The following is a 25,740-nucleotide window of genomic DNA, read 5'->3' as shown; positions in this document are numbered from 1 at the left end:
GTCACAATTCCTTTCCATCGCGAGCTGGGGCCACCACGCTCGCGCCGAGCTCTTCGAGCACTTGTGCGGTGTCGGCGCCGAGTTCCGGGGCCGGCCCGGCAACGCGACCGGGCGTCCGGGAGAACCAGGTGGGCACGCCGGGGAAGCGCACCGGACCGTGTGGGCTGTCGACGGTCTGGAACATGCCGACGGCGTTCAGATGCGGGTCGTCGAACAGCGCGCCGGGCGTGTTCAGCGGCGCGGCCGGGATCTCGAGCTCTCCGAACAGCTCCAGCCACTCGCGCGTCGAGCGCTGCTTCATCGTCTCGGCGACCAATCCATAGATGGTGTCGATCTGGTGCGCCCGCTGTTCCAGCGTCGAATACAGCTCGCTGGCCCACGGCGGCCGCACGGCGTTCATGAAGGCGTCCCAGTGCTTGTCGTTGTAGATCAGCGCGGCGATGTAGCCGTCACTGGTGCGATACGGGCGGCGGTTGGGCGCCACGGTTCGCGGATAGACGGCCGGCCCCAGCGGCGGGTCGAACAGCGCGCCGTTGGCGTGTTCGACCAGCATGAAGGAGGCCATGGTCTCGAACATCGCGACCTCGACCTCTTGCCCCTCCCCGGTGCGCTCGCGGTGATACAACGCCATGGTCGTCGCATACAGTGCGGTCAACCCGGCGACCTTGTCGGCCATGATCGTTCCGACGTAGTCGGCCTCGCCGGTCAGTTGCTGTTGCACCGCCGGCAGGCCGCACTCGGCCTGAATGGTGTCGTCGTAGGCGGGCCGGTCCCGTTCGGGCCCGCGCCGCCCGTACCCGTAGCAGTTGGTGTAGACGATCGCCGGGTTGATCGCGGCGACGTCGTCGTAGGCGAAGCCGAGCTTGGCGATCGCCTTGGCGCGCATCGAGTGGATGAACACGTCGGCGGTCTCGATGAGCGCGCGCAGCGCCTGCGTTCCGGCGTCGGTGTGCAGGTCCAGCACGACGCTGCGCTTGCCGCGGTTGACGTTGACGAACACCCCGCTCATGCCGGGTGCGGGGCCGACCGAGATGTAACGGGTGTTGTCGCCCTGGGGCGGTTCGACCTTGATCACGTCGGCGCCCATGTCGGCCATGATCTGCGTGCAGTACGGCCCCATCACCATCGCGGTGAGGTCGACGACCCGCACACCGGCCAGTGGTCCCGTGCCCTCTCGGCTAGCCATGGAGCACGCCCCGCTCGCTGGAGCGCCGCGCGAGGCCGAAACTGTAGCGGATGTGCTGTTGGTGGCCGTCGGGAACGGGTGGAAACACCAACGGCGCCTCGATGTTTCGGATCGCGTCGAGGTGTTCGCCGACGTCCTCGACCGTCCAGGCCGGCCGGTGCACGCCGGGGCTTTCGGCGACGACCGCCCGCGCGACGCGGCCCGCCAACGCGATGAACACCTCCCCGGTCACCGAACAGCTTTCGTGTGCGAGCCAACCCACCACGGGCGCAACGAGTTCCGGGCCCATCGGCGGGTAGGCCGAGGTGTCGATGCCGGCGGCCATCCTGGTCACCGCGGCCGGCACGATCACGTTGCACCGCACGCCGTCGGCCGCGCCTTCGATGGCCGCGACATTGGACAGGCCGATCACGCCGGCCTTCGCGGCGGCGTAGTTGGCCACGTCCTGGTTTCCGTACAGGCCGCCGATGGAGGAAGTCAGCACGATGCGCCCGTATCCCGCCTCGCACATGACCGGGAACGCCGGCCGCACCACGTGGAACGCGCCGCGCAGGTGGACGTCGAGCACGGCGTCGAAGTCTTCGTAGTCCATCTCCTTCAGGGAGCCGCGGCGGACGTTTCCGGCGTTGTGGACGAGGATGTCGACGCGGCCGTACGTATCGAGCGCCGCGGCGATGATCGCCTTGCCGCCGTCCGCGGTGGCCACCGAGTCGGTGCTCGCGATGGCCTGGCCGCCGGCGGCGACGATCTCGCGCGCCGCTTCGTCGGCCGGGCGGGCGTCGGCGCCGTCGCCGGAGAGGCCGCCGCCGGGGTCGTTGACGACGACCTTCGCGCCGCGCGACGCCAGCAGCATGGCGTAGGAGCGGCCGAGCCCCCGGGCTCCCCCGGTGACCACCGCTACCCTGCCGTCGAATCTCAAGTCAGCCATCGGTGTTCTCGAGCACCAGACCGTCGAGGTCGCCCTTGGCGCGCCACTCCCTGAGCAGGTCGTCGAAGGCGTAGAAGCCGGGCGAGTAGGGCTCCCCGAGGAACGAGCGGATGCCCTCTCCCCCGCCGCCGCCCTCGTTGTTGTAATAGCCCGGCGTGCAGGTCACTTCGAACGCGGAGTTGTCGATCGCGAGTTCCCGGATCGTGGTGACCCAGTTGTCCTGTCCCTGCTGACTCGGTTCGACGGTGGTCGCGCCGCGCTTGATCGCTTCGGAAATGATGTAGGCGATGTGTTCGGCCTGCTGCTCGAACATCGCGGTGGTGTTGGCCGAAACGCCGCCCTGCAGGAAGCCGGTGTGGAACTGGTTAGGGAAGCCGCGCGTGGTCATGCCGTGTAGCGTCTTGTAGCTGTCGCGCCAGTGATCGAAGAGCGACAGGCCGCCGCGGCCTTCGATCGCTTCCACCGCATAGCGGCGGCTGATCTCGGTCGAGATCTCGAAGCCGCTCGCGAAGATCACGCAATCGACTTCGTACTCAACGCCGTTGGCGACGATGCCGTTCTCGGTGAGCCGTTCCACGCCCTTGGACTCCGACACGTCGATCAACGTGACGTTGCGGTTGTTGAAGGTCGGCAGGTATTCGTCGCTCGAGCACGGCCGTTTGCAGAGAAACCGGTAGTACGGCTTGAGCGATTCGGCGGTATCGGGGTCCTCGACGATGTCGGCGATCCGGCGCCGCAGCCGTTCCATGATTTTGTAGTCTTCCTCCTCGCGGATCGCCATGATCTGCTCGATGCCCAGCGACGCGGGGTCGTCACTGGCGGCGATCCGCGCAGTCATGTTGCGCCCCAGCTCGGTCCAGAAGTCGCAGACCTGATCCGCCGCGTCGAACACCACGCCCTCGAACGGCGACCATCGATGGAAATTGCGCTTGCGTTCCGCCTGCCATCCGGGCTGCAGCGAGGCCACCCAGTCCGGATTCGTGGGCTCGTTTCCCCGCTCGTCCACCGACGACGGCGTCCGCTGAAACACGAAGAGGTGCTGGGCGTCCCGGCCCAGGTGCGGAACCAGTTGCACGCCGGTCGCGCCGGTACCGACGAGCGCCACCCGCTTGTCGTGCAGCTTGTGCAGCCCGCCGTTCGCGTCCCCACCCGTGTAGTCGTAATCCCAGCGCGCCGAGTGGAACACGTGGCCCCTGAAGTCCATGAGGCCGGGGATCCCGGGCAGCTTCGGCCGGTTGTAGGAGCCCTGCGTCATCACCACGAAGCGGGCGCGGATGTCGTCGCCGCGGTTCGTGCGCAGCCGCCAGCGTTTGATCGAGTCGTCCCAGCGCATCGTGCGGACCTGGGTGGAGAAGATCGCCCCGTCGTACAGCCCGAAATGCTTGGCGATGCGGCGGCAGTGGTCGTAGATCTCCGCGCCGTCGGCGAACTTCTTGCTCGGCATGAAGTCGAGCTCTTCGAGCATCGGGATGTAGCAGTACGCGTCGTTGTCGCACTGGATCCCGGGGAAGCGGTTCCAGTACCAGACGCCGCCGAAGTCCCCGCCCATCTCGATGACGTGAACGTCGTCGACGCCGGACTTCTTGAGGTAGGCGCCCGCCAGCAGGCCGGCGATGCCACCGCCGAGAACCGCTACCTCGATGTCCTCGGTGATCGGCGTGCGCGGGGTCACCGGCGTGTGCGGATCCACCTCCGAGAATTCCGCGAAATCGCCGGTGAGTTCCAGATACTGCTTGGATCCTTCGGGACGCAGCCGCTTGTCGCGCTCGTGCAGGTACTTCTCGCGCAGCGCGTCGATGTCGATGTCTTGCGGGACGTCGGTTGGTCCGCAGCTGTCGAAGGTCGTCATCGAATCTCTTTCGGTTCACCGGTGCCCATGTACTTCGACAGTTGGTAGTGCAGGTTGACGGTGCTGCGTTCCCGGTACGGGTTGGGCTTGGTGCCCGGAAAGCCCAGCGACTTCATGCCCTGCTGCACGGCGGCCATGTTGGAGAAGTCCTGGGGCAGGACCGACAGCCAGCGCGGGTCGCCCACCGGTGTGTACTCCCATTCGGTCTGCGGCTCTTGGTCTTTCGGGTACAGCTCGAATACCGACACCTCAAAGATGCACTTGTTCGGGTCGTAGCTGGGATGGGGGCGCGCGCTGTAGCACAGCGCGACGGTCAGGCCCTGACCGATCTGGAAGTTCGGGAAGATCTGCCACGCCGTACCCGCCTGCCCGAGGATGTCGGGCGGGATCGTCGGCCAGACCACGCCGCGGGCCTCGTCGTCGCGGCGCGCCGAGGACAGCCAGTGCTCGAGCACCTTGTCGGGCGGCGTGCCCTCGGGCAGTTCGTCCACCAACCGCTTGGCGGCGTTCACCAGCGTCTCCGTGGTGGAGGTGTTGGTTTCCTCCATCGTGTAGATCTGCATCTCTGCGGTCGAAATGCGCGGGTCGCCCGTGCCCAGCCGGATCTTGGACTTGGTGGCCTCCATGTCATCCGGCGCGTCGTAGCCGATGTTGCTGTGCTTGCCCTGCGCCTTGGCCCACCCCTTGAATTCGCCGAACTTGTTGAACTCCGGATGGGTTGTGTAGACGTGGTAGGTCTCGTTGAAGGCCTCCAGCGCGACCTTCCAGTTGCAATCGAAGTTCAACCACTTGCGCCACTTGTAGCGCATGTTCTCCAACCCGAACGGGTCGAGAATCTTCGCGGCGGGAAACAGGTAGTCGGCCAGCGGCTCGGGGTCGGTGTCCATGTTGATGAAAATCCAGCCGCCCCACGTGTCGACGTGGACCTTCGCCAGGTGAGTGTTCTCCGGTGTCAGCGCTTCCTGCCAGTCCTGCTGTTCGCGGATGTGCGTGCACGCGCCGTCCAGGCCGTAGGTCCAGCCGTGGAAACCGCAGACGAACGACTTGCGGGCGCGGCCGCGGGCGTTTTTCGCGCCCTCGGGTGTGTCGATGAGGCGCCGGCCGCGGTGCATGCAGACGTTGTGGTGCGCGCGAAATTCGTTGTCGGCGGTGCGCACGACGATGATCGAGTCGTCGAGAATGTCGTAGGTCAGGTAGCTGCCCACCTCGGGCAGCTCCTCGACGCGGCCTACCTGTTGCCAGACTTTTCGCCACAGCTTGTCGCGCTCGGCGCGGGCGTAGTCCTCGCTGATGTACGCGTCGACGCCGATCGTCATCGGTTTCGAGAGTTCCTCGGCCGCCGCGGTATTCACGTCTTTGGCCAGATCCGTCATCGCATCCTCCTCATTGCCGCGCGGAAGGACTCGTCTTTGAGGAACAAGGAGGTGTTGTCGGCGGCCAGATGGCTCCATCTCAGGTCGAGGCCGCCGTCGACCAGCAGCGTCTGGCCCGTGACGTAGCTGGACAGCTCCGAGAGCAGGAACAGGATCGCGCCGGCCTGTTCCTCGGGCCGCCCGCGCCGGCCCATCGCGATCGCCTGCCTGTCGCGGTCCGGGTCGTCGTCGACGTAGGTGCGTGACGCCGCGGTCTCGGTGACGCCCGGCGCCACGGCATTCACCCGAATGCGCGCCAGCGCCAGTTCGAGCGCCATGGTGCGGGTCATCGCGGCGACGGCGGCCTTGGCGGTCCCGTAGGCGATGTGAAACGGCGCGGTGTTCATGCCGCTGATCGAGGAGATCGACACGATCGATCCGGGGAGCTGCTGCTCGACCAGTTCGGCGGCGACGGCCTGGCTCATGAAAAACGCCGTCTCGAGGTTGTCGGTGAAGATCTTGCGCCAGTCGCTTCGCGTCACCCGGGTCGACGGCATCCACGTCGCCGGCTGGGCGCCGCCCGCGACGTTGACCAGGCCGTACAGGCTGCCGTCGACGCGCCGTGCCTGGTCGATGACCGCGGCGATGCCTTCCTCGGTCGACACGTCCGCGGCGACGGGAATCACCGCCAGGCCCTGGTGCGCCAGCGGGGCGATGTGCTCGTCCAGATTTTCCTTCGACCGGCTCACCGCGATCACCGTGGCGCCCGCCCGGGCGGTCATGGTCGTGACGGTCGTGCCGATGCCGCCACCGCCGGCGCCGGAAACCACCACGACGCGACCGCGGAGCCCCAGAAAATCGTCGCGATCGTCCATGCCCTGCTTTCCCTGCCTCAGACAACGCCGGCCGCCCACAGACCTGCCGCTTTGTCTGGACAAAATACTGCGTTCTGTCGTTTGGAGAACACTATTCCCATCGGCGAAGGTGGCTGTCAAGGCCGAGACCGGCCGAGTTGGCACCTATTGTCTGGACTACGAGGAGTTGATAACGTCCAGCTCAATCGGCTGACGGAAGGACCTTGGCAGGGCATGTCCATTTCACGGGCCAGCGCAACGCAGCCCTCGCGCTATCCGGTGGCACAGCCACTCGACGCGGCCGAGGGGTGGGAGATCGAGCGGGTCACGCCGCCCAGCCGGCTGTTCGGCGCCAACGGCTTGCGCACCGGCCCGGACGGCCGCATTTACATCGCCCAGGTGACCGGCAGTCAGATCAGCGCGCTGGACCACCGCACCGGGGAGCTGACGACCGCCAGCCCCAAGGGCGGCGACATCGTCGCGCCCGACGACGTAGCGTTCGACGCCGCCGGCAATCTCTACGCGACCGAGGTGATGGACGGCCGGGTCAGCGCGCGTGACACCGGCGGTCGAACGCGCGTGCTGCGCGACGACGTGCCGTCGGCCAACGGCATCACCTTTTATCGGGACCGGTTGTTCGTCGGCGAATGCCGCGAGGGTGGGCGGCTGCTCGAGTTCGACCTGGCGGGTGGACCGCCGCGGGTGCTCCTGGAGAACGTGCCGTCACCGAACGCGATGGAGGTCGGGCCCGACGGCCTGCTGTACTTCCCGGTGATGGGTGCCAACGAGATCTGGCGAATCGACCCCGACGGGGGCGAGCCGCACTGTGTCGCAGGCGATCTCGGCGTGCCGGACTCGGTCAAGTTCGACGCGCAGGGCCACATCGTCTCGACGCAGGTGGCAAGCGGACAGGTGCTGCGCATCGATCCCCGCAACGGCGAACGGCGCCTGCTGGCCCAGCTCAATCCCGGCCTGGACAACTGCACGTTCGTCGGCGACCGGCTGTTCGTATCCAACTTCACCGGCGAGATCACCGAGGTATCGCCGGACGGCACAACGCGATCCGTGCTGCCGGGCGGGCTCAACTGGCCGATGGACCTGGCGGTGGGCCACGACGGGCGGCTCTTCATCGCCGACGGCACCTACTTCTACGCCGCCCTGCCCGACGGCTCCCTGCACACCGTGGGAATGTTGTTCAGCCCCGGCTATCCCGGGTTTCTGCGCGGCGTCGAGTCAAGCGGACCCGGCGAGTTCGTCGTCACGACGTCGGGCGGCCAGGTCGCCCGTTACCGGCCGGAGGCGAGCGAAACCGACGTGCTGGCGGACGGTTTCGACCAGCTCTATGGTGTCGCCCTGAGCCCGAGCGGCGTGGTGTTCGCGGAGTTGGGCACGGGGCGGCTGCTGTCGCTGCGCTCGGGAGGTGTCGAAGAGCTGGCGACCGGCCTGCGCGAGCCGGTCGGTGTCGCGGTCACCTCGGACGGGGCCTGCCTGGTGGCGGAGGCCGGCGGCGGGCGGGTGGTCAGGGTGGACGGGTCGCGGATGGACACCGCGGTCACCGACTTGCAACGCCCCCAGGGCATTTGCGTGCGCGACGGCCTCCTCTACGTCGTCGACGCCGGCGCCAAGGAACTGATCGCGTTCGATATGAACAGCGGGACCCGGCAGACCGTCGCGTCGGGCCTACCGGTCGGCCCCCCAGCGGGCGTGGTGCCCAAGCCGCTGAAAGGCATGCCGCCGTTTTCCGGCCCGCAGGGCCCGTTCGCCGGCGTCGCCGCCGCCGCCGATGGGACGCTCTATGTCGCGGCCGACGGTGACGGCAGCGTCCTGGCACTGCGCCGCTCCCGGGGCGGCCGCTGATGTCGCAAGCCCTCTCCAGCGAGCACCGCTATCTACAGATCGCGCGCACCCTGCGCAAGGAGATCGTCGACGGCGTGTACCCGGTGGGCTCGCAACTACCGACCGAACACCAATTGTGTGAGCGATTCGCGGTCAGCCGCTACACGGTCCGCGAGGCGCTGCGCCGGCTGCGCGAGGACAACCTCGTCGCGTCGCGGCCGCGCGCGGGCACCCGGGTGGTGCCCCGGCCGGCGTCGAGTTCCTATGCGCAGGAGACGATGTCGATCGACGATCTGCTCGCGTTCGCCGCCGGCGCGCAGTTGACCATCGAGTCCAACGAGATGGTGACGATCGATGCCGAACTCGCCGATCGGACCGGGCTTCAGGTCGGCACCCAGTGGCTGTCGGTGCGCGGCTACCGGCGGGCCGACGGCGCGTCGGTGCCGCTGTGCCGAACGGAGTACTACATCAACCGCACGTTCGCCGCGGTCGGCAGGCTCCTGCAGCGCCACACCGGGCCGATCTTCCCGCTGATCGAGGACCTGTTCGGGGTGAGCATCGCCGAGTTGCGCCAGGAAATCGCCGCCGTGCTGCTCCCCCGGGAGCTGGCCGACGGTCTGGGAGTTGAGCCGGGCACCGCGGCGCTGCAGATGCGCCGGACGTACAAGACCTCCGACGGCGAGGTCGCTCAGGTGACGATCAACACGCACCTGTCGTCGAGTTTTCGTTACGCGATGACCATGCGCCGCGTGAACGATGCGGACTGAGGCGACGCGGCGGTGATCGCTCGGACGCACCACGACACGGCACTCGCGGCGGACGCGTACCGCCGTGGGTTGTGGGTGCACACCACGCTGGCCGATGCGCTGCGCGCGGCGGCGCAGGCCGCACCGCAGCGAACGGTGGTGGTGGACGGGGACACTCGGTTGGACTGCGCCACGCTCCACCGCAAGGCCAACGAGTTGGCGCACGCCCTGCTGTCGCGGATGCCCGCCGGAAGTGTCGTGTCGTTCATGCTGCCGAACTGGCACGAGGCCGCCGTCATCTACCTAGGCGCGACGCTGGCCGGCATGGTGGTGAACCCGATCCTGCCGTCGCTGCGCGACCACGACCTGCGTGTGATCCTCGAAGACGCCACACCCGCGATGGTCTTCGTCCCGCACCGCTTCGGCGGCTACGACTACGCGGCGATGCTCGAACGCGTCTCCGCCGCGTTGCGCCCGGCCCCCGAAGTGGTGGTGCTGCGCGGCGAGCCCGGTCACCACACGCCGTACCGGGCTTTGTTCGGGTATCAAGGGGACGCCGCGGCGCTGCCGGCGCTGGACCCCGACGCCGTGCGGATGATCCTCTATACCTCCGGCACCGCCGGCCGACCCAAAGGCGTGCTGCACAGCCACAACTCGGTGCATGCGCTGATCTGTCAGATCAGCGACAGCTGGGCCATCTCTGCGGGCGACGCATTCCTGGTCCCCTCGCCGATCGCCCACATCGGCGGCTCGATCTATGCGTTCGAATGCCCCCTGCTGCTGGGCACCACCGCGGTGCTGATGGAGCGCTGGGATTCCGCGGCGGCCGTGTCGCTGATGAGCGCCGAGCGGTGCACCCACATGGCCGGGGCGACGCCGTTCCTGCAGCAGTTGTTGTCCGCCGCCGAGCGCGCCGGCACCCGGCTGCCGGACCTGAAGGTGTTCATCTGCGGCGGCGCCTCCGTGTCGCCCGCGCTGATCCGCCGCGCCGCAGGGTATTTCACGCAGGCGGTGGTCACCCGGGTGTACGGCTGCACGGAGGTGCCGGTGGCGACGGTCGGCGCGCCCCGGCGCGACGAAGCCGGTTGGGCCGCGGCGACCGACGGGAGGCCCGGCATCGCCGAGATCAAGCTCACCGCGCACGACGCCGCGCCGCCCGGCGACGGGGAAATCTGCGTGCGCGGCCCGCAGATGCTGCTGGGGTACCGGCATCCCGAGGACGACGCCGGCGCGTTCGATGCGGCGGGGTTCTTCCGCACCGGGGACCTCGGGCGCTGGATCGACGAGCACTACCTGGTGGTGACCGGGCGGGCCAAGGACGTGATCATCCGCAACGGCGAGAACATCTCCGCCAAGGAGGTCGAGGATCTGCTCGCCGCGCACCCTGGCATCGCGGAGATTGCCGTCGTTGGGCTACCCGACGAACGCACTGGGGAAAGGGCCTGCGCGGTGATCGTGCCCGCGGGCACGGCGAGGCCGGACGTCGCGAGCCTCCTGTCGCTCCTGGAGAGCAGGGGCGTCGCGAAATTCAAAGCGCCGGAACAAGTTGTCATCTGGGAGGCGCTTCCGAAAAACGACGCCGGGAAGATACTGAAGCATCAGATCCGAGCCGCGCTCAGTGGGGCTGACTAAGGATGGGTGAGATGCAGGTCGCGATCGTCACGGGAGCCAGCAGCGGCATCGGGCTGGGATGCGCAACGAAGCTCGCCGAGCAGGGCATGGCGATCGTCGGAGCGGGCCGCGACGAAGGCCGCCTGGCCGAGCTGGCAGCGGCCGTCGGCGATCCGCATCGCGTCGCGACGCTCGCCGTCGACCTGACCGACGACGACGCGCCGCAACGCATCGTGGATCTCGCGGTCACTCGCTGGGGCCACGTGGACTTCCTGATCAACAACGCCGGGGTCGGCAGCCCCAAGCCGCTGCACGAAACCGATGACGAAACCCTGGACTACTTCCTGGGTTTGATGCTGCGGGCGCCATTTCGGCTCGCGCGTGACGTGCTGCCTCATATGCGGCCGGGCTCGGGAATCGTCAACATCACGTCCACGTTCGCCGTCATCGGCGGGCTTCGCGGCGGCGCCTATTCCGCGGCCAAAGGCGGGCTGACCGCGTTGACCACGCACATCGCCTGCCAGTACGGGGCGTCGGGCATCCGCTGCAACGCCGTCGCCCCCGGTGTGACGATGACGCCGATGGTCGAGAAACGCTTGGCGGACGAGCGATTCCGCAAGATCAACACCGAGATGACCCCGCACCAGCGGCTGGGCACCGTCGACGACATCGCCAGCACCGTCGCGTTCCTGTGCTCGCCGGGCGGAAGTTTCATCAATGGGCAGACGATCGTCGTCGACGGCGGCTGGAGCTCGACGAAGTATCTGTCGGAGTTTGCGTTGACGTCGGAATGGAGGACGCAATGAAGTGTCGTGCCGCTGTGATTCGGGGCGTGGGCAGGGATTGGGAGATCCACGACATCGAGCTGGACCCGCCCCGCGGCGGTGAGGTCCTGGTGCGAATGGCCGTTGCCGGAGTGTGTCATTCCGACGACCACCTGTTCACCGGCGATGTGGTGCCGACGCCGGAGGCGCTGGCCGCGAGCGGTCAGCCGGCGCCGGACTGGTTTCCGCTACTCGGCGGCCACGAGGGCGCCGGCGTCGTCGAGGACGTCGGCCCGGGCGTGACGACGGTGCGGCCCGGGGACCGGGTGGCGCTTTCGTTCATTCCCGCGTGCGGAAATTGCCGGTTTTGCGTGAACGGTCAGAGCTACATCTGCGATATCGGCGCCAGCCTGTTCAGCAAGGAGATGCCCACCGATGGCACGTGCCGCCGGCATCTCGGCGACGAAAACCTGTTGGCCTATGGGCAACTCGGCACGTTCGCCGAATACGCGGTGCTCTCCGAGCGGTCCGTCATCAAGATCGACGACGCGATCCCGTTCCACGCCGCCTCGCTCGTGTCGTGCGGGGTGAGCACCGGCTGGGGCTCGGCGACGATCTCGGCGGGCACCGAGCCCGGCGACACCGTTGTCGTGATCGGCACCGGTGGGGTCGGGATGAACGCCCTGCAGGGTGCGCGCGCCGTCGGCGCGCAATACGTCGTGGCCGTGGATCCGGTGGAGTCCAAGCGGGATTCGGCGAAGTTCTTCGGCGCCACGCATACCGCGGCCTCCGCCGAGGAGGCGATGCCGTTGGTCAAAGAGATCACCGCGGGCGTCATGGCCGACCGGGTGGTCGTCTGCCCCGGCGTCGTGCGCGCGGAGCTGGTTCCGCTGGCGATGTCGCTGCTGCGCAAGGGCGGGATCTGCGTGCTCACCGGCATCACCCCGTTCACCGAGCCGCCGATTCCGCTGGTGCTGCAGGAGATGACGCTGTCGGCCAAACAACTCCGGGGAGCGCTGTACGGCGGGATGAATCCCCGCACCAGCGTGCCGATGTTGCTGTCGTTGTATCAGGCCGGCGCGGTGAAGCTCGACGAGCTGGTCACCCGCCACTACCGGCTCGACGACATCAACGAGGCGTTCGCCGACCTGCGCGACGGCCGCAACATCCGCGGGATCATCGAATTCGACGGCGGCTAGCCGATTAGTGGGATTCGAAGTGGCGCCGGATGCCCGCCAGCATCTCGACGTGCGCCTTGACCGCCTCGCGGTTGGTGACCGGCGCAAGCGGCCGCGGTGCGGCGATCCGTATCCGCTCGGTGATCCGGGTGCCGCCGCCGCTCGGCGCGAAGCTCACCGTTCCGCGCAACCGCACCCCCGGTGACTGATCGGCCTCCGTCGTCACGATGCCATCGGCGCGGACGTGCAGCCGCGCCCGGTAGGTGATCCGCATGGTGAACGGCCCCAACGGGATCCGGTCCACCACCCGGTATGCCTGCAGGTAACCGTCCGGCGTTTCGGTGCGCGAGGTGGCCTGCACGGACACGATCAACGGGTGCACGAGCTTGATGTTGTCCAGGTCCACGTAGAAATCGCGGACGTCGCCCGGCGCCGCGGGCACGTCTTCGCTCAACGTCTTTTCGGTGTGGGCGACCCACCAGCTCATTGGTACAACTCCGCGACGAGAACGCCTGTGCGCCACCAGACCAACGCGACCAGCACGCCCAGCACCAGCGCGCTCGCCGCGGCCTGGATCAGGTTGCGGGCCTCCTTCGGCGGGTAGACGTAGGCCGCGGCCACCACGGCACCGGTGACGAGCCCGCCCAGGTGTCCCTGCCAGCTGATCGCGGGGGCGACGAACGTGAAGACCAGGTTGATCACGATGACCGCCACGACCCAGCGAACGTCGAGGGCCAGCCGCTTGCCGACCACGAACGTGGCGCCGAAGAGGCCGAAGATCGCGCCCGACGCGCCCGCCGTCGCGGAGTTGGTCGTCAGCAGGTAGACCAGGACCGAGCCGCCCAGCCCGCTCAGCGCGTACAGCGCCCCGAATCGCAGTCGGCCCAGCCAGCTTTCGAGCGGCGGTCCCACGACGTACAGCGCCCACATGTTCAGCAGCAGATGGGTCGCGCCGTAGTGCAGGAACGCCGAGGTCACCAGGCGGTACAGCTGGCCGTCCGCAACGGCCGGCGGCCACAGGGAGAGCTGCTTCTCCAGATTTCCCACCGCCATCTGCACGATGAACACCAGCACGTTGACGGCGATGAGCGCATAGGTGACCACCGGCGTGCCCGATCGCTCGCGCCCGCCGAAGCGGGTCCGCGGTTGCCGAATCGTTTTGGCGCCCTCCTGAACGCACTCCACACACTGGTGACCGACCGCCGCGCTGCGCATACAGTCCGCGCAGATGTACCGTTCGCAGCGGTTGCAGCGGAGGTACGTCTGGCGCCCGGGATGCCGGTAACAACTCGGGGCCTCGGCCGGCGACTCCGGCGCGCTGGGTCCGCTCATCGCCTCATTCTCACCCGGTTCGCCGTATTTCGCGGGCCCCGGCCGTGCCTTACTGTGTTTTTCGTGGAGTCACCGGCGTGACTGGAGTCGTCGAGCGGTACCTGGACTGCTTGGCCGGACACGATTGGGACGGCCTGGCCGCAACGATCGCCGACGAAGGCTTGGTCCGTGAGGGCCCGTTCTGCGACGTCGTCGAGGGCAAACAGCACTACGTCGCCTACCTGCGCAAGGTCTGCACCACCCTGCGGGGCCACCGGCTGGACGTGCAGCGAATCTCGCACGTCGACTCGCGGGTGTCCTACGCCGAGCTGACCGAGGCTTTCGAAATCGACGGGGTCGCCGCGACGTGGCCCGAATGCATCCTTTTCGAGCAGGACGACGACGGCCTGATCTCTCACGTCAGCGTGTTCTTCAAGCAACCCGGGGCCGGCCCGGGCTGATGCGCCGAGCGTCGACTTGTTGGCGGGATTTCGGCGCCATCCGTCAAACAACTCCACGTTCGGCTCGCGAAGAGTTCCTTCCCTCAGTCCCGGAATTGACCTAACGTGTCAAAGATGGAGGCGGACGGAACCCCGGAGTCGGTGCCGGTCGAGAAATTGCACTCGGGCGACCCGATCACCGATTGTGGTCAGCGCTACATAGTCCTCGAATCGAAAACCATCAGCGACAGCTGCGTGGTGCTCGAGCTCGAGTCCAGAGTGGACCACCAGCTACAGGTCATCGAGAAGTCTTTCCCGGCGGGCTACCAGGTGGGCCGGGCGCACCACCGGATCTTGTAGCGCAGGTTCCGCACCGCTCATGCGCGAGTAGCCGGTCGACGGCTACCGCGCATTCCTGTTTTTGGGCGTCCACCAACACCACTGGCGAGGCGACTCAAACGAGGTAGTAGTACCGCTGCCGATCCCCGTTGCCCGTAACCGCGGCAGCCGGCAGCGGCTCGCGCGGTTCGTCGATGCCGAGTTGGGCGTGGGCGTAGCGGACGGCCTTCAGCGTCGCCGAGAACTCCTCGTCCTCCTCGGGGAAGACGTGCTCGCCCGAGAACCATTTCTCCAGGCCGACGTTCTTGAGCACGGTCCACATGTCGGGTTGCACGCCCGCCAGCAGAACCGTTACGCCGCGCGCGGTTTCCTCGCGCAGGAACTGCTCGATCCGCTCGACCACGACGGCGTCGGGATGGCGCACCCGCTTGAGCCGCAGCACCACGAAGCTGATGCCGTCGCGTTTGACGCGGTCGCGCAGCGCATCCAGGTAGCGGTCGAGTTCCGGTGCGGCGCCGAAGAATAGCTCGCCTTCGAGGTCGTAGATGATCGTCGACGGGTCCACCGGGTCACCGGCCACGCGCTCGCGGACCACCCGTTCGGGCGTGACGATCAACTCCTTGGCCTTGAGCTTCGCCGCGCGCGGCACGAACAGCAGGATGGACAACGCGACACCGAGCAGCACGGCCGTGTCCAAATCGACCAGCACGCCGGTCAGCGCCGTGACGACCACCAGCCCCGCGTCGTAGCGTGACGCCTTCAGCATGTAGAACAGCCGCTTGTAGTCGATGAGGCGCGCGGCGGTGATGAGCAGCAGGCCCGCCAGCGCGGCCTTCGGCATGTAGTGCAACAGCGGCGCGAACAGCAACACCACCACGGCGACGCCGGCCGAAGCGACCACCCCGGAGAACCGCGAGGCCGCGCCCGCCTGGAAGTTGATCGGCGAGCGCGACATCGAACCCGACCCCGGCACCGACTGGAAGAAGCCGCCGGTCAGGTTCGCCAGCCCCTCGGCGAGGATCTGCCGGTTGTAGTCGATCCGCTGCCCGCTCTGGTGGGCGATGGCCTTGGCGATCGACAGCGCCTCGATCAGGCCGATGAAGGCGATCGCCAGCGCGCCTTCCGACAGCTGGCCCAGCACGCCGAGCTGGACGTCCGGAATGTGCGGCGTGGGCAGGCTTTGCGGGATTTTCGCGGTGAGGGCGACCGCCGTGTTGCCGCCACTGTTGGCGGTGGACCACCCGGCCACGTAGGCGATGACGGCCGCGATGATGAGCACCGCCAGCAGGTCCAGCTGTGGGAGCCCGTACCGCTTGACCAGCCAGCGCAGGCCGACCGCCAACGCCACGGTCGTGACGGTGAGGACCAGCGCGCGGTAGTTGACGGCGTCGCCCTCGAACAGGGTGAGGTAGGTGCGTTTCAGCACCGGCATCCGCCCGGTGCCCTTGTCCTTGACGCCGAGCGCGTTACCCAGCTGACCGAGCGCGATCAAGAGCGCGGCGGCCACCAGGAATCCGATGATCACCGATTCCGAGATGTATCGGGTCAGGTCGCCCAGCTTGAACACGGCGATGAGGATCTGGAACGCACCGACGAGCACCCCGAGCAAAAACAGCGCGTCGAAGAGAACGGTGCGGTTCTCAGGATCCAGAAACGCCAGGGAACTGAACACCAGAAGCGATATCGCGCTCGTCGGTCCGTTGATGAGATGCGAGGACGACCCGAAGATCGCGGCGACGAAGGTCACCACGATCGCGGAGTACACGCCGAATTTGGGATCGACGCCGGCGACCAGCGCGTAGGTGATGCTCTGTGGCAGCGAGACGGCCGCGACGGTGAGCCCGGCGACGACGTCGCGGCGCGCCTTGGTCGTGTCGTAGTTCAGACCCTGCAGGACCGCCGAAACGCTCATGGCCGCTTGGCCTTTCGCCGCGAGTGTGCCGACACGGCCCTGGCCTGGGCCGGTCCCGAGACCGTGTCGTAGATGCCGTTGTCGCCGAAGAACTTTTGGCGCGCGTCGTTCCAGTCGCCGGCGATCGCGCCGATCGGGAAGAGCTTGATGTCGGGCAATTTGTCGGCGTGCCTGGCCAGGATCTCCGGTTTCACCGGCCGGTAGCCCAGCTGGGCGATGGTCTCCTGCGCCGCATCGCTGTAGAGGTATTCCAGGTACGCCTTGGCGTAGGACGCGGTCCGCTTGTCGGTGACGTTGGCGTCGACCCAGGCGACGGCCGGTTCGGCCCGGATGCTGATCGGCGGGTAGACGATCTCGAGTTCGTCCCGGTTTTCGGCGACCTCGCGCAGGGCTTCGTTCTCCCACGTCAGATGGACGTCGCCGATTTTCTCGACGGCGAAGCTGATGGCGGCGCCGCGCGCGCCGGAGTCGGCGACGGCGACGTGGTGCACCAGGGACCTGACGAAGTCGGACGCTTGGGCCTCGGTGCCGCCGCGCGTGGTCACCGAACCCCAGGCCGCCAGGATGCTCAACTTGCCGTTGCCCGACGTGCGCGGGTTGGGCGACACGATCGCGACGCCGTCCTTGACCAGGTCTGGCCAGTCGTGGATTGCCTTCGGGTTTCCCCGATGGACGACGAAGACGATGGTCGACGTGTAGGGGATCGAGTTGTTCGGCAGGCGCTTCTGCCAGTCGGGGGCGATCAGGCCGCGCTTGCGCAGCGCGTCGACGTCACTGACCAACGCGAGCGAGACCACGCTGGCCTTCTGCTTGCCCTCGATGACGTCGCCGGCCTGCCGCCCCGAACCGCCGTGCGATTGCTTGATTTCCACCGTGACGCCCGTCTGCCGGCGGAACTGCTCGACGAAGGACTTGTCGAGCGCCGCGTAGAGCTCCCGGGTGGGGTCATAGGAGACATTGAGAATCTGGTTCGGCGACGCGTGGCCCTGCAGGTTCTTCACCGTGATGAGGCCCGCCGCGAGGACGATGGCGAGGACACCGACGATGTTGAGCCAGGGAACGCGGAATCGCAGTTTGCGCCGAGGCGCCGCCGCCTGCCGGGGCTCTGTCATCGCCGCCTCCATCTCCATCACCGGGCTCGTAGAAGTCGCCGATCACCGCTGACTAACGCGCTTTCGCGGCCGGGTTAGCTGGAGGCAGGCTTTCGACGGTCCGATGGTATCGATCGACCGCGCGCAAAACAGCGTTGTGAATCAGGCTGATCGCAATGGCCGGCGCCGCGAGCGCGCGCTAATTGATTCCGCCCCAACGCAGCTCGGCCGGGCCGTCGATGCGCCGTTGGCGCGTGCTCGAAATAGCGCCTCCGCCAACAGAATCCGGCCGCGAGCGGTCGGGAGCTCAGGCGGCGATGGAGGGATCGGTGCGATTGTCGCAGGCGAAGTCCGTCGTTGCTGCGGACCGGCTCGACGCCGGTCCGCCGTCGCACCGCTCCGGCGCCTCTCGAGGCCCGATCGTTCTGCCAGGTTTGGCCGGGCTCCAAGCCGGTAACCTCTCTGCGAGGAAGCGATTTGCACCCCCTGGTAACCGAGCGAATCATGACGCGCCGCACTCGTCGGCGTCATCGAGCGCCGTCCACGCAGCCCAGCTGTGGACAGGCCCGTGACGCGCCAGGATCATTAGGCGCGGTAGACGTAGGTGAAGGGTGACGGAGTGAAGATTCCGGGCGTGGCCAGCGTCGTCGCTGGTGTGACCGGCGGGGCCGCGCAGGTGGTGCGGGCCGGCGTCTCCACCGCGGCCGGTGCCGCGGGGGCGGTGCAGATGCTGGCCAGCCCGGTGGTGGAACTGGCCGGCCCGGTGGTTCAGTCGATGGCCCACACGACGGGCCGGGCAATCGGCGTCGGCTCCGAATCCGACGGCTCCCGCGACGTCACCCCGCCGGTGCGCTGGCGAAGCGGGCGGCGGGTGCATTTCGACCTCGATCCGCTGCTGCCTTTCCCCCGCTGGCACGAACACGCGGCGGTGGTGGAGGAGCCGGTTCGCCGGATTCCCGGAGTGGCCGCCGCCCACATCGAGGGCGCGCTCGGCCGGCTCGTGGTCGAACTCGAAAGCGAGACCGACAGCGACGCGGTGCTCGACGAGGTGCAGGACACGGTGTGTCACGTCGCCGCCGATCTGAATCTGACGGGTCCGAAGTCGGCACCCCGGACCGCGCCGTTCGCCGACCCGGGCAACCCGCTGGCGATCCTGGTCCCGATGACCGCGGCCGCGATGGACGTCGCGGCGATCGGTGCGGCGGTCACCGGCTGGCTCGGCCGGTTGCCCGTCGCGCCGCGCAGCGCGCGCGCCGCGGCCGCCCTGCTCAACCATCAGCCGCGGGTGGTGGCCGTGCTGGAATCGCGGCTGGGTCGCGTCGGCACCGACATCGCGCTGAGCGCCTCGACGGCGCTGGCCAACGGGCTGACCCACGCCGTGGGGACGCCCCTGATCGATCTGGCGCAACGCAGCCTGCAGATCTCCGAGGCGTCGGCGCACCGGCAGCGCTGGCGCGAGCGCGAGCCCGAGCTGGCCTCCCCGAAGCGGCCGCAAGCCCCGGTGGTTCCGGTCATCTCCTCGGCGGGACCCAAAACGCAGGCGCCCCGGCACAATTGGGCCGCCGCCGCGGCCGGTGAGGTTTCCCACGTCGTGGTCGGCGGCGCCATCGACGCGGCCATCGACACCGCGAAGGGATCGATGGCCGGGCCGGTGGAGGAGTACGTCGATCAGGCGGCGAACGCCTCGTTGATCGCCGCGGCCGGCGCGCTGCTGGCCGGCGGCGGCACCGAGGACGCGGCCGGCGCGCTGCTGGCCGGCGTGCCGCGAGCCGCCCACGCGGGCCGGCAGGCGTTCGCCGCGGTGCTGGGCCGCGGGCTGGCCAACGCCGGGCAACTCGTCCTCGACCCCGGCGCGTTGCGCCGGATGGATCGCGTGAAGGTGGTCGTCATCGACGGGGCGGCGCTGCGGGGCGACAACCGCGCGGTGTTGCGGGCGCAGGGCGACATCCCGGGCTGGGACGAGGACCGGGTGTACGAGGTCGCGGACGCGCTGCTGCACGGCGAGGAGGCGCCCGAGCCGGACCCCGACGAGCTGCCGGCCACCGGGGCGCGCCTGCGCTGGGTCCGCGCGCAGGACCCGGCGGCGACGCCCGCGCAGGGGCTCGAGCACGCCGACCTGGTGGTCGACGGCGAACGCGTCGGCAGCGTCGACGTGGGGTGGGAGGTCGACCCGTTCGCCATCCCGCTGCTGCAGACCGCCGCCCGGACGGGGGCGCGGGTGGTGCTGCGCCACGTCGCCGGCACCGAAGACCTGACCGCCAGCGTCGCGGTGAGTCACCCGCCGGGAACCCCGTTGCTGCAGCTGGTGCGCGACCTGCGCACGGACCGCGGGCCGGTGCTGCTGATCACCGCGCTGCACCGGGACTTCGCGTCGACGGACACGCTGGCGGCGCTGGCCATCGCCGACGTCGGGGTGGCCCTCGACGATCCGCAGGCGGCGACGCCGTGGACCGCGGACATCATCACCGGCACCGATCTGGCGGCGGCGGTGCGGATCTTGTCGGCGCTGCCGGTGGCCCGGGAGGCGACGGAATCCGCGGTGCGCCTCGCCAAGGGCGGCAGCACCCTGGCCGGCCTGCTGCTGGTGACCGGTGATCCCGGCTCGGCCAATCCGCTCGCCCTGCAGCGCTGGCTCAACCCGGTCAATGCCGCGGCCGCGGCCGCGCTGATCCAGGGGACCTTCTCGGCCAGCAGGGTGTTGCGGCTGGCCGATCCGACGCCGCAGCCGCTGACCGCCTGGCATGCCCTGGACCCCGAGATCGTCTACTCCCGGCTGACCAGCCGCACCCGACCGCTCGCCGTCGAACCCGGAATCGCGCCCTGGCGCCAGGTCCTCGACGACCTGTCCTACAACCCGGTCATCTCGCCGCTGCGGGGTCCGGCGGCCCGGGTCGGGCGGCTGCTGTCGGCGACGCGGGCCGAGCTCGCCGATCCGCTGACGCCGATCCTGGCCGTGGGGGCGGCGGCGTCGGCCATCGTCGGCAGCAATGTCGACGCGCTGCTGGTGGCCGGCGTGATGACCGCCAACGCCATCGCCGGCGGGGTGCAGCGGTTGCGCGCCGAGGCCGCGGTGGCCGAGCTGTTCGCCGAGCAGGAAAAGCACGCGCGCCGCGTCGTGCTGCCCACCGTGGCGACGGCGCACCGCCGGCTCGAGGCGGCGCGCACGACCGAGCGAACCGTCACGGTGAGCGCGAAATCGCTGCGCCCGGGCGAAATCATTGACCTCGCCGCGCCGGAAGTGGTCCCGGCGGACGCACGACTGCTGGTGGCCGAGGACCTCGAGGTCGACGAGTCCTTCCTCACGGGCGAGTCGCTGCCGGTCGACAAGCAGGTCGAGCCCGTCGCCGCCGCCGACTCCGACCGGGCCAGCATGCTGTTCGAGGGCAGCACCATCGTCGCCGGGCGCGCCCGGGCGATCGTCGTCGCCACCGGGGCCGGCACCGCCGCGCAGCGGGCGCTGACGGCGATCGCCGATGTCGAGTCGGCCGCGGGCGTCCAGGCCCGGTTGCGGGAACTGACCAGCAAGGTGCTTCCGCTGACCCTGGCCGGCGGCGCCGCGGTCACCGGGCTGGCGCTGGCGCACCGCGGGTCGCTGCGGCAAGCGGTCGCCGACGGCGTCGCCATCGCCGTGGCCGCCGTTCCCGAGGGCCTGCCGTTGGTGGCCACCCTGGCGCAGCTGGCGGCGGCCCAGCGGTTGTCACGGCGCGGGGCGCTGGTCCGCACGCCGCGCGCCATCGAGGCGCTCGGCCGGGTCCAGACGGTGTGTTTCGACAAGACAGGGACGCTCACCGAGAACCACCTGCGCGTCGTTTCCGCGGTGCCGCGCGGGACCAGCGTGCGGGGCCCGCTGCCCGAGGCCGACGACCCACAGGCCGCCGAGGTGCTGCGCGTCGCCGCGAGGGCGTGCACCCAGCCGCACAACGGGCAGGGCCACGCGCACGCCACCGACGAGGCCATCCTGACGGCCGCCAATTCCCGTGACGGACACGGCGATCCGGAATGGACGGTCCTCGCGGAGGTGCCGTTCGAATCCAGCCGCGGCTACTCCGCCTCGATCGGCAGCGCGAACTCGGCGGGACCGATGTTGATGGTCAAGGGGGCACCCGAGCAGATCTTGCCGCGCTGCCGGTTCGCCGATGCGGACGCCGACCAGGACCACGCGGAGTCGTTGGTGACGCGCCTGGCCGAACAGGGCCTGCGGGTGCTGGCCGTGGCGCAGCGCCGCTGGGACGGCGGGACCACCGAGGAGGACACCGACGCCGACAACGTCGACGCCGCCGCGCACGACTTGGAACTGGTCGGCTACGTCGGCCTGGCGGACACCGCGCGGGCGTCGGCGCGACCCCTGATCGAGACCCTGGTCGACGCCGGTCGCCGGGTGGTGCTGATCACCGGCGACCACCCGGTGACGGCCCGCGCGATCGCCCGCCAGCTCGGCCTGCCGTCGGACGCGCGCGAGATCACCGGCGCCGAGCTCACCGCCCTCGACGAGGACGCCCGGGCCAAGCTCGCCGCCGACGTCCAGGTCTTCGCGCGGGTCAGCCCGGAGCAGAAGGTGCAGATCGTCGCGGCGCTGCAGCACAGCGGGCAGGCGGTCGCGATGGTCGGCGACGGGGCCAACGATGCCGCCGCGATCCGGATGGCCGACGTGGGCATCGGCGTGAGCGGTCGCGGTTCGTCGGCCGCGCGGGGCGCCGCCGATATCGTCTTGACCGACAACGACCTCGGCGTGCTGATCGACGCGCTGGTCGAGGGCCGCGGGATGTGGGGCGGCGTGAAGGATGCCGTCAGCATTCTGGTCGGCGGCAACGTGGGGGAGGTGCTCTTCACCATCATCGGCACCGCGCTGGGGACCGGTCGCGCACCGGTGGGCACGCGCCAGCTGCTGTTGGTGAACCTGCTCACCGACATGTTTCCCGCGCTCGCGGTCGCCGTTACCCCGCAGTACCCGCAGCCCGAGGAGGACGAGGAGCTCGCGGACCGCGACGCCGAGGAATTGCAGCGCGCCTTCCAGCTCGCGGCGCTGTCCGAACCCTCGCCGTCCCTCGACGCGCCCCTCATGCGCCAGATCGTCACCCGCGGCGCCGTCACCGCCGCCGGAGCGACGGCCGCCTGGGCCATCGGCCGTTGGACCCCGGGCACCGAACGCCGCACGGCGACAATGGGTCTCACCGCGCTGGTCACCACGCAGCTCGCGCAGACCCTGCTGACGCGGCGCCACAGCCCGCTGGTCATCGCCACGGCGCTGGGCAGCGCCGGCGTCCTGGTCGCCATCGTGCAGACCCCCGGCGTCAGCCAGTTCTTCGGCTGCACTCCGCTGGGCCCCGTCGCCTGGTCCGGCGTGATCGGCGCGACGGCCGGCACCACCGCGGTGTCGGTGCTGGCGCCCAATTGGCTGGCCAAGCGGGTCGCCGCGCTCGAACCCAAGCAGCTCGAGGCGTGGGCGGGCTCAGGTCGATAGCTCCTTGCGCACCACCTTGCCGGCCGGGTTGCGCGGGATGGTGTCGACGATGTTGATGTCGCGGGGCTGCTCGAAGCGGGACACCCTGCCCTGCAGGTAATCCCGCAGCGCCGATGGGTCGAGGCTGCGTCCCGGCCGCGCGACCACGAACGCGGCCAGTCGATGACCGAACCGCTCGTCGGCAACGCCGATGACCGCGTTGTCGGCGACGTCGGGGTGCTCGGCGAGCGCGTTCTCCACCGCCCGCGGGTAGACGTTCTCTCCCCCGGAGATGATCATGTCGTCCTCGCGCCCGACGATGAAGAGCCGTCCGGCGTTGTCGAAGTAGCCCATGTCGCCCGTGCTGGTCATGTTCTCGACGACGGCCTTGGCCTCTCCCGAGCCCTCCGTGTAGCCCTCGCTCGCCAGCTCGCCGCCGACGAAGATGCGTCCGGTGACGCGCGGCCCGACGGGCCGGTCGTTTTTGTCGAAGATGCGCACCGGGCAGCCGGCGACCGGTTTTCCGACGGTCTCGGGGGCCTCCCGCAGGTCGGCCGGCGTCGCCAACGCACCGATGCCGACTTCGGTGGAGCCGTAGCCGTTATAGAGGATGTCGCCGTAGGCATCCATGAACCGCTGCCCGAGGGTGGGATCCAGTCGGTCTCCGCTGGACAGCGCGACGCGCAGGTAGGGCAACGGGTTTCGCGCCCGAACCCGCTCCGGCAGGTCCAGGATGCGCGCCAACACCACCGGCACCGCGGTGAACGCGTCGGCGCGGTGCAGCGACGCCTGCGCCAGCGCGGCCTCGGCGTCGAAGTGGCGATTCGTCAGCACGGTCCCGCCCAGGGCCACCGTCAGCATGAGCATGCCGAGGCCCAGCCCGTGAAACATGGGCATCGCCACCGAGATTCGCGAGCCGGTTCGCAGCCCGGTGCGGTCGAGGATCGTGACCCAGACGCCCACTGCCGAACGCAGCTGCGGGGTGCGGGGCACGCCCTTGGGCTTGCCTGTGGTGCCCGACGTGAGCAGTACGATCCGGCCCGGGGCGGCGACCGGGGGCCGCGGTCGCTCGTCGCCCGTCTCGACCGTGGCCGGATCGAGCAGGGTGACCGATCCCTGGGCGGCGCGCGCCCGCTCGGCGAACTCGTCGTCGGCGACGATCGTGGTGATCCGGTGGCTGCTCAGCGCGGCGGCGAGCGCATCGGTGCGGAAGTCCGTATTCACCAGCACGACGTCGGCGCCGACGAGGGCTATCGCGAAGAACGCCTTGACGAACCCCCGCCCGTTGCGGCACATGACCCCGACCGCCCGGCCGGGTCCCTCGCCGCCGTCGGAGAGCACCCGGGCGAGCGCTTCGGCTTGCGAGCGCAGCTCCCGATAGGTCAGGGCGCCGTCGTCGTCGACGATGGCCGCCCGGTCTGGCCACCGAGCCGCCGTGACGCCCAACAGCGTGTAGGGATTCGTGCCGCCGCGCCGCGCCTCGCGGATCACCCGTACCACCGCGGCCGGGGAGGGCGGGCCCAGCAGTCCGGACCGCAGCAGCGCCCGCGCCGCGGTGGCGACCACCCCCTCTTGGGAGGCGAACCCGGTCACGAGGCGCCCTCGCGCGCATCGGAATTCGCGAAGAATCGGCGGTGCCACAACCGGGCCGCGCGTTCGGCGGGCCCGGCCAGCAGCACCGACGCCAGCTCGGCCGGCCACACCCAGGGGGGTTCGTTGGTGCGGGGCCGCTCGATGACCGCCTTGGCGATGGCGTCGGCCGCTTCGTCCGGAGACATGCCGGGTAGCCGGCCCAGCACCGGCGTGGGTGCGATCATGCGGGTGCGGACCAGCGCGAAGTAAACCGACGTGACGTCCACGCCGTCGACGTGCAACTCCGGCGCCACGCTGCGCAGCCAGCGGTCGAACGCACCCTTGGACGCCTGGTAGGCGCCCCACTGCGGCCCGGGGGCCACGCGCACCCCGACGCTCGAGACGTTCACGATGTGCCCGGAACCGCGCTCCCGCATGGCCGGTAACAACCCGAGCAGCAGCCAAATCGGCCCCAGGTAGTTGATGTCGATGGTGCGCTGAAAATCGTGCGGGCGGTCGTACTGGTCGTGCAGCGACCGGCGCAACGACTTGCCGGCGTTGCTCACCACGATGTCGAGCGGGCCGTGGTCCTCGGTGATCTGCTTGGCGAGCGCGCTGACGGCGGCCTCGTCGGTGAGGTCGGTCGGAAAGGCGATGGCCCGGCCGCCGCCGGCGTTGATCGCCGCCGCGAGATCCTCCAGCTTGTCCGCCGACCGCGCGACGACGAGCACCGTCGCTCCGGCGGCGGCCATCGTGCGGGCCGTCGCCTCGCCGATTCCATAGGACGCGCCCGTCACCAATACCGTCTTGCCCGATACGGTCTCGCGCAGCTTGTCGGGGTCCGAGACCCGCGCCGGGTTGGCCACTCGGTCGGTGGCCGCCGCCAGGACTCGCTGGAAGGGCTGTGCTATCACGTTCACGTTCACGTTCGCTGCCGCATTCACTCCGAATTGCGTGCCGAGGGTGCGGCTCTGGCTTGACCACGCGCCTCGACTCGGGCTACAGCTAGCAGACCACACCGGGCTACGGGCCCGCCCCTTGGCCCGCATATCGCCCGGTCCGGGCCGTCGCGAAGTGAGCCGGCGGGCCAATTTACGACTCTGAAACATTTGTCAGAAAAATCTCTGTTTAGTCGACGGTTCACATGGGCACAATTGCGGCATGATCGCACGTCAACTCCCTCGTTTCCTTGGTTCCGCGGCGGTCGCGGCGGCCGGGCTCAGCGCCTCGGTCCTCGCGCCCGCCATCCCCTTCGCCTCCGCCCAATGCCCGGACGTCCAGGTGGTGTTCGCCCGGGGTACGGGTGAGCCGCCGGGTGTCGGGCCGACCGG

General features: G+C 69.4%; 19 protein-coding genes and 1 pseudogene. 9 read left to right on the top strand and 11 right to left on the bottom strand.

The genetic code is table 11. From position 1 onward, the window contains the following. Window position 1: 1 nt before the first annotated feature. Genes AWB89_RS06840 through AWB89_RS06820 form a run of 5 tightly spaced genes read right to left on the bottom strand, consistent with a single transcriptional unit; the run spans window position 2 to window position 6,190 of the window. Window positions 2-1,159 carry a CaiB/BaiF CoA transferase family protein gene (locus AWB89_RS06840; RefSeq protein ID WP_085098748.1) on the bottom strand — a complete coding sequence of 386 codons (1,158 nt, stop codon included), beginning with the start codon at window positions 1,157-1,159 and terminating at the stop codon, window positions 2-4. A 19-nt stretch (window positions 1,160-1,178) separates the two neighbouring features. Further along, window positions 1,179-2,114, bottom strand: coding sequence for an SDR family NAD(P)-dependent oxidoreductase (locus AWB89_RS06835; RefSeq protein WP_085172447.1), 936 nt, complete (start codon window positions 2,112-2,114; stop codon window positions 1,179-1,181). Continuing rightward, window positions 2,107-3,963: a flavin-containing monooxygenase gene (locus tag AWB89_RS06830; protein WP_085172445.1), complete on the bottom strand. Its 1,857-nt coding sequence runs from the start codon at window positions 3,961-3,963 to the stop codon at window positions 2,107-2,109. Before AWB89_RS06830 ends, AWB89_RS06835 begins: the two co-directional genes overlap by 8 nt. Further along, window positions 3,960-5,336, bottom strand: coding sequence for an aromatic ring-hydroxylating oxygenase subunit alpha (locus AWB89_RS06825; protein WP_085172443.1), 1,377 nt, complete (start codon window positions 5,334-5,336; stop codon window positions 3,960-3,962). The genes AWB89_RS06830 and AWB89_RS06825 overlap by 4 nt, the downstream gene beginning before the upstream one ends. After that, the gene (locus AWB89_RS06820) at window positions 5,333-6,190 is read right to left on the bottom strand and encodes an SDR family NAD(P)-dependent oxidoreductase (protein WP_085172441.1); all 858 of its coding nucleotides are present in this window, start codon (window positions 6,188-6,190) and stop codon (window positions 5,333-5,335) included. Before AWB89_RS06820 ends, AWB89_RS06825 begins: the two co-directional genes overlap by 4 nt. Window positions 6,191-6,403: 213 nt before the next feature. On the opposite strand from AWB89_RS06820, the gene AWB89_RS06815 reads away from it, so the two are divergent. The 5 genes from AWB89_RS06815 to AWB89_RS06795 are packed head-to-tail and all read left to right on the top strand — an operon-like array spanning window position 6,404 to window position 12,325. Beyond that, window positions 6,404-8,026: a Vgb family protein gene (locus AWB89_RS06815; protein WP_085172439.1), complete on the top strand. Its 1,623-nt coding sequence runs from the start codon at window positions 6,404-6,406 to the stop codon at window positions 8,024-8,026. Beyond that, on the top strand, window positions 8,026-8,772 hold the full coding sequence (locus AWB89_RS06810; RefSeq protein ID WP_085172436.1) for a GntR family transcriptional regulator: 747 nt from the start codon (window positions 8,026-8,028) through the stop codon (window positions 8,770-8,772). The genes AWB89_RS06815 and AWB89_RS06810 overlap by 1 nt, the downstream gene beginning before the upstream one ends. A gap of 12 nt (window positions 8,773-8,784) precedes the next feature. Beyond that, on the top strand, window positions 8,785-10,383 hold the full coding sequence (locus AWB89_RS06805; protein ID WP_085172434.1) for an AMP-binding protein: 1,599 nt from the start codon (window positions 8,785-8,787) through the stop codon (window positions 10,381-10,383). Window positions 10,384-10,385: 2 nt separating this feature from the next. Next, window positions 10,386-11,168: an SDR family NAD(P)-dependent oxidoreductase gene (locus AWB89_RS06800; RefSeq protein ID WP_085172432.1), complete on the top strand. Its 783-nt coding sequence runs from the start codon at window positions 10,386-10,388 to the stop codon at window positions 11,166-11,168. A gap of 14 nt (window positions 11,169-11,182) precedes the next feature. Beyond that, the gene (locus AWB89_RS06795; RefSeq protein WP_085172430.1) at window positions 11,183-12,325 is read left to right on the top strand and encodes an NDMA-dependent alcohol dehydrogenase; all 1,143 of its coding nucleotides are present in this window, start codon (window positions 11,183-11,185) and stop codon (window positions 12,323-12,325) included. A 4-nt stretch (window positions 12,326-12,329) separates the two neighbouring features. Here AWB89_RS06795 and AWB89_RS06790 read toward each other — a convergent pair whose 3' ends face one another. Together AWB89_RS06790 and AWB89_RS06785 are read right to left on the bottom strand one after the other, a co-directional pair. Next, on the bottom strand, window positions 12,330-12,791 hold the full coding sequence (locus tag AWB89_RS06790; protein WP_085098226.1) for an SRPBCC family protein: 462 nt from the start codon (window positions 12,789-12,791) through the stop codon (window positions 12,330-12,332). Continuing rightward, window positions 12,788-13,636: a rhomboid family intramembrane serine protease gene (locus tag AWB89_RS06785; RefSeq protein WP_085172428.1), complete on the bottom strand. Its 849-nt coding sequence runs from the start codon at window positions 13,634-13,636 to the stop codon at window positions 12,788-12,790. Before AWB89_RS06785 ends, AWB89_RS06790 begins: the two co-directional genes overlap by 4 nt. A gap of 77 nt (window positions 13,637-13,713) precedes the next feature. On the opposite strand from AWB89_RS06785, the gene AWB89_RS06780 reads away from it, so the two are divergent. Beyond that, a complete protein-coding gene (locus AWB89_RS06780) occupies window positions 13,714-14,076 on the top strand; it encodes a nuclear transport factor 2 family protein (RefSeq protein ID WP_085098220.1) in 363 nt (120 codons plus the stop codon). Between the two features lie 114 nt (window positions 14,077-14,190). After that, entirely contained in the window at window positions 14,191-14,415 is a 225-nt protein-coding gene (locus tag AWB89_RS06775) for a hypothetical protein (RefSeq protein WP_085098217.1), read from the top strand. Between the two features lie 94 nt (window positions 14,416-14,509). Here AWB89_RS06775 and AWB89_RS06770 read toward each other — a convergent pair whose 3' ends face one another. Beyond that, window positions 14,510-16,306, bottom strand: a complete 1,797-nt coding sequence (locus AWB89_RS06770) for a SulP family inorganic anion transporter (protein ID WP_085172426.1) — start codon at window positions 16,304-16,306, stop codon at window positions 14,510-14,512. Further along, entirely contained in the window at window positions 16,303-17,418 is a 1,116-nt protein-coding gene (locus AWB89_RS06765; RefSeq protein ID WP_085172720.1) for a sulfate ABC transporter substrate-binding protein, read from the bottom strand. The genes AWB89_RS06770 and AWB89_RS06765 overlap by 4 nt, the downstream gene beginning before the upstream one ends. 598 nt (window positions 17,419-18,016) lie before the next feature. On the opposite strand from AWB89_RS06765, the gene AWB89_RS06760 reads away from it, so the two are divergent. Further along, a complete protein-coding gene (locus tag AWB89_RS06760) occupies window positions 18,017-22,858 on the top strand; it encodes a cation-translocating P-type ATPase (RefSeq protein ID WP_085172424.1) in 4,842 nt (1,613 codons plus the stop codon). Here AWB89_RS06760 and AWB89_RS06755 read toward each other — a convergent pair. Then, entirely contained in the window at window positions 22,847-24,430 is a 1,584-nt protein-coding gene (locus AWB89_RS06755) for an AMP-binding protein (protein WP_085172422.1), read from the bottom strand. The genes AWB89_RS06760 and AWB89_RS06755 overlap by 12 nt on opposite strands. Further along, window positions 24,427-25,329, bottom strand: a complete 903-nt coding sequence (locus tag AWB89_RS06750) for an SDR family NAD(P)-dependent oxidoreductase (protein WP_241519369.1) — start codon at window positions 25,327-25,329, stop codon at window positions 24,427-24,429. The genes AWB89_RS06755 and AWB89_RS06750 overlap by 4 nt, the downstream gene beginning before the upstream one ends. 241 nt (window positions 25,330-25,570) lie before the next feature. On the opposite strand from AWB89_RS06750, the pseudogene AWB89_RS06745 reads away from it, so the two are divergent. Continuing rightward, window positions 25,571-25,740, top strand: a pseudogene (locus AWB89_RS06745) (cutinase family protein); the annotation flags it as partial.

Origin of the sequence: Mycobacterium paraense (assembly GCF_002101815.1) — a bacterium.
In the GTDB taxonomy this organism is placed as follows: Bacteria; Actinomycetota; Actinomycetes; order Mycobacteriales; family Mycobacteriaceae; genus Mycobacterium; species Mycobacterium paraense.
The sequence above is the reverse complement of the archived record's forward strand: the minus strand, read 5'-3'. Positions and strand labels throughout refer to the sequence as shown.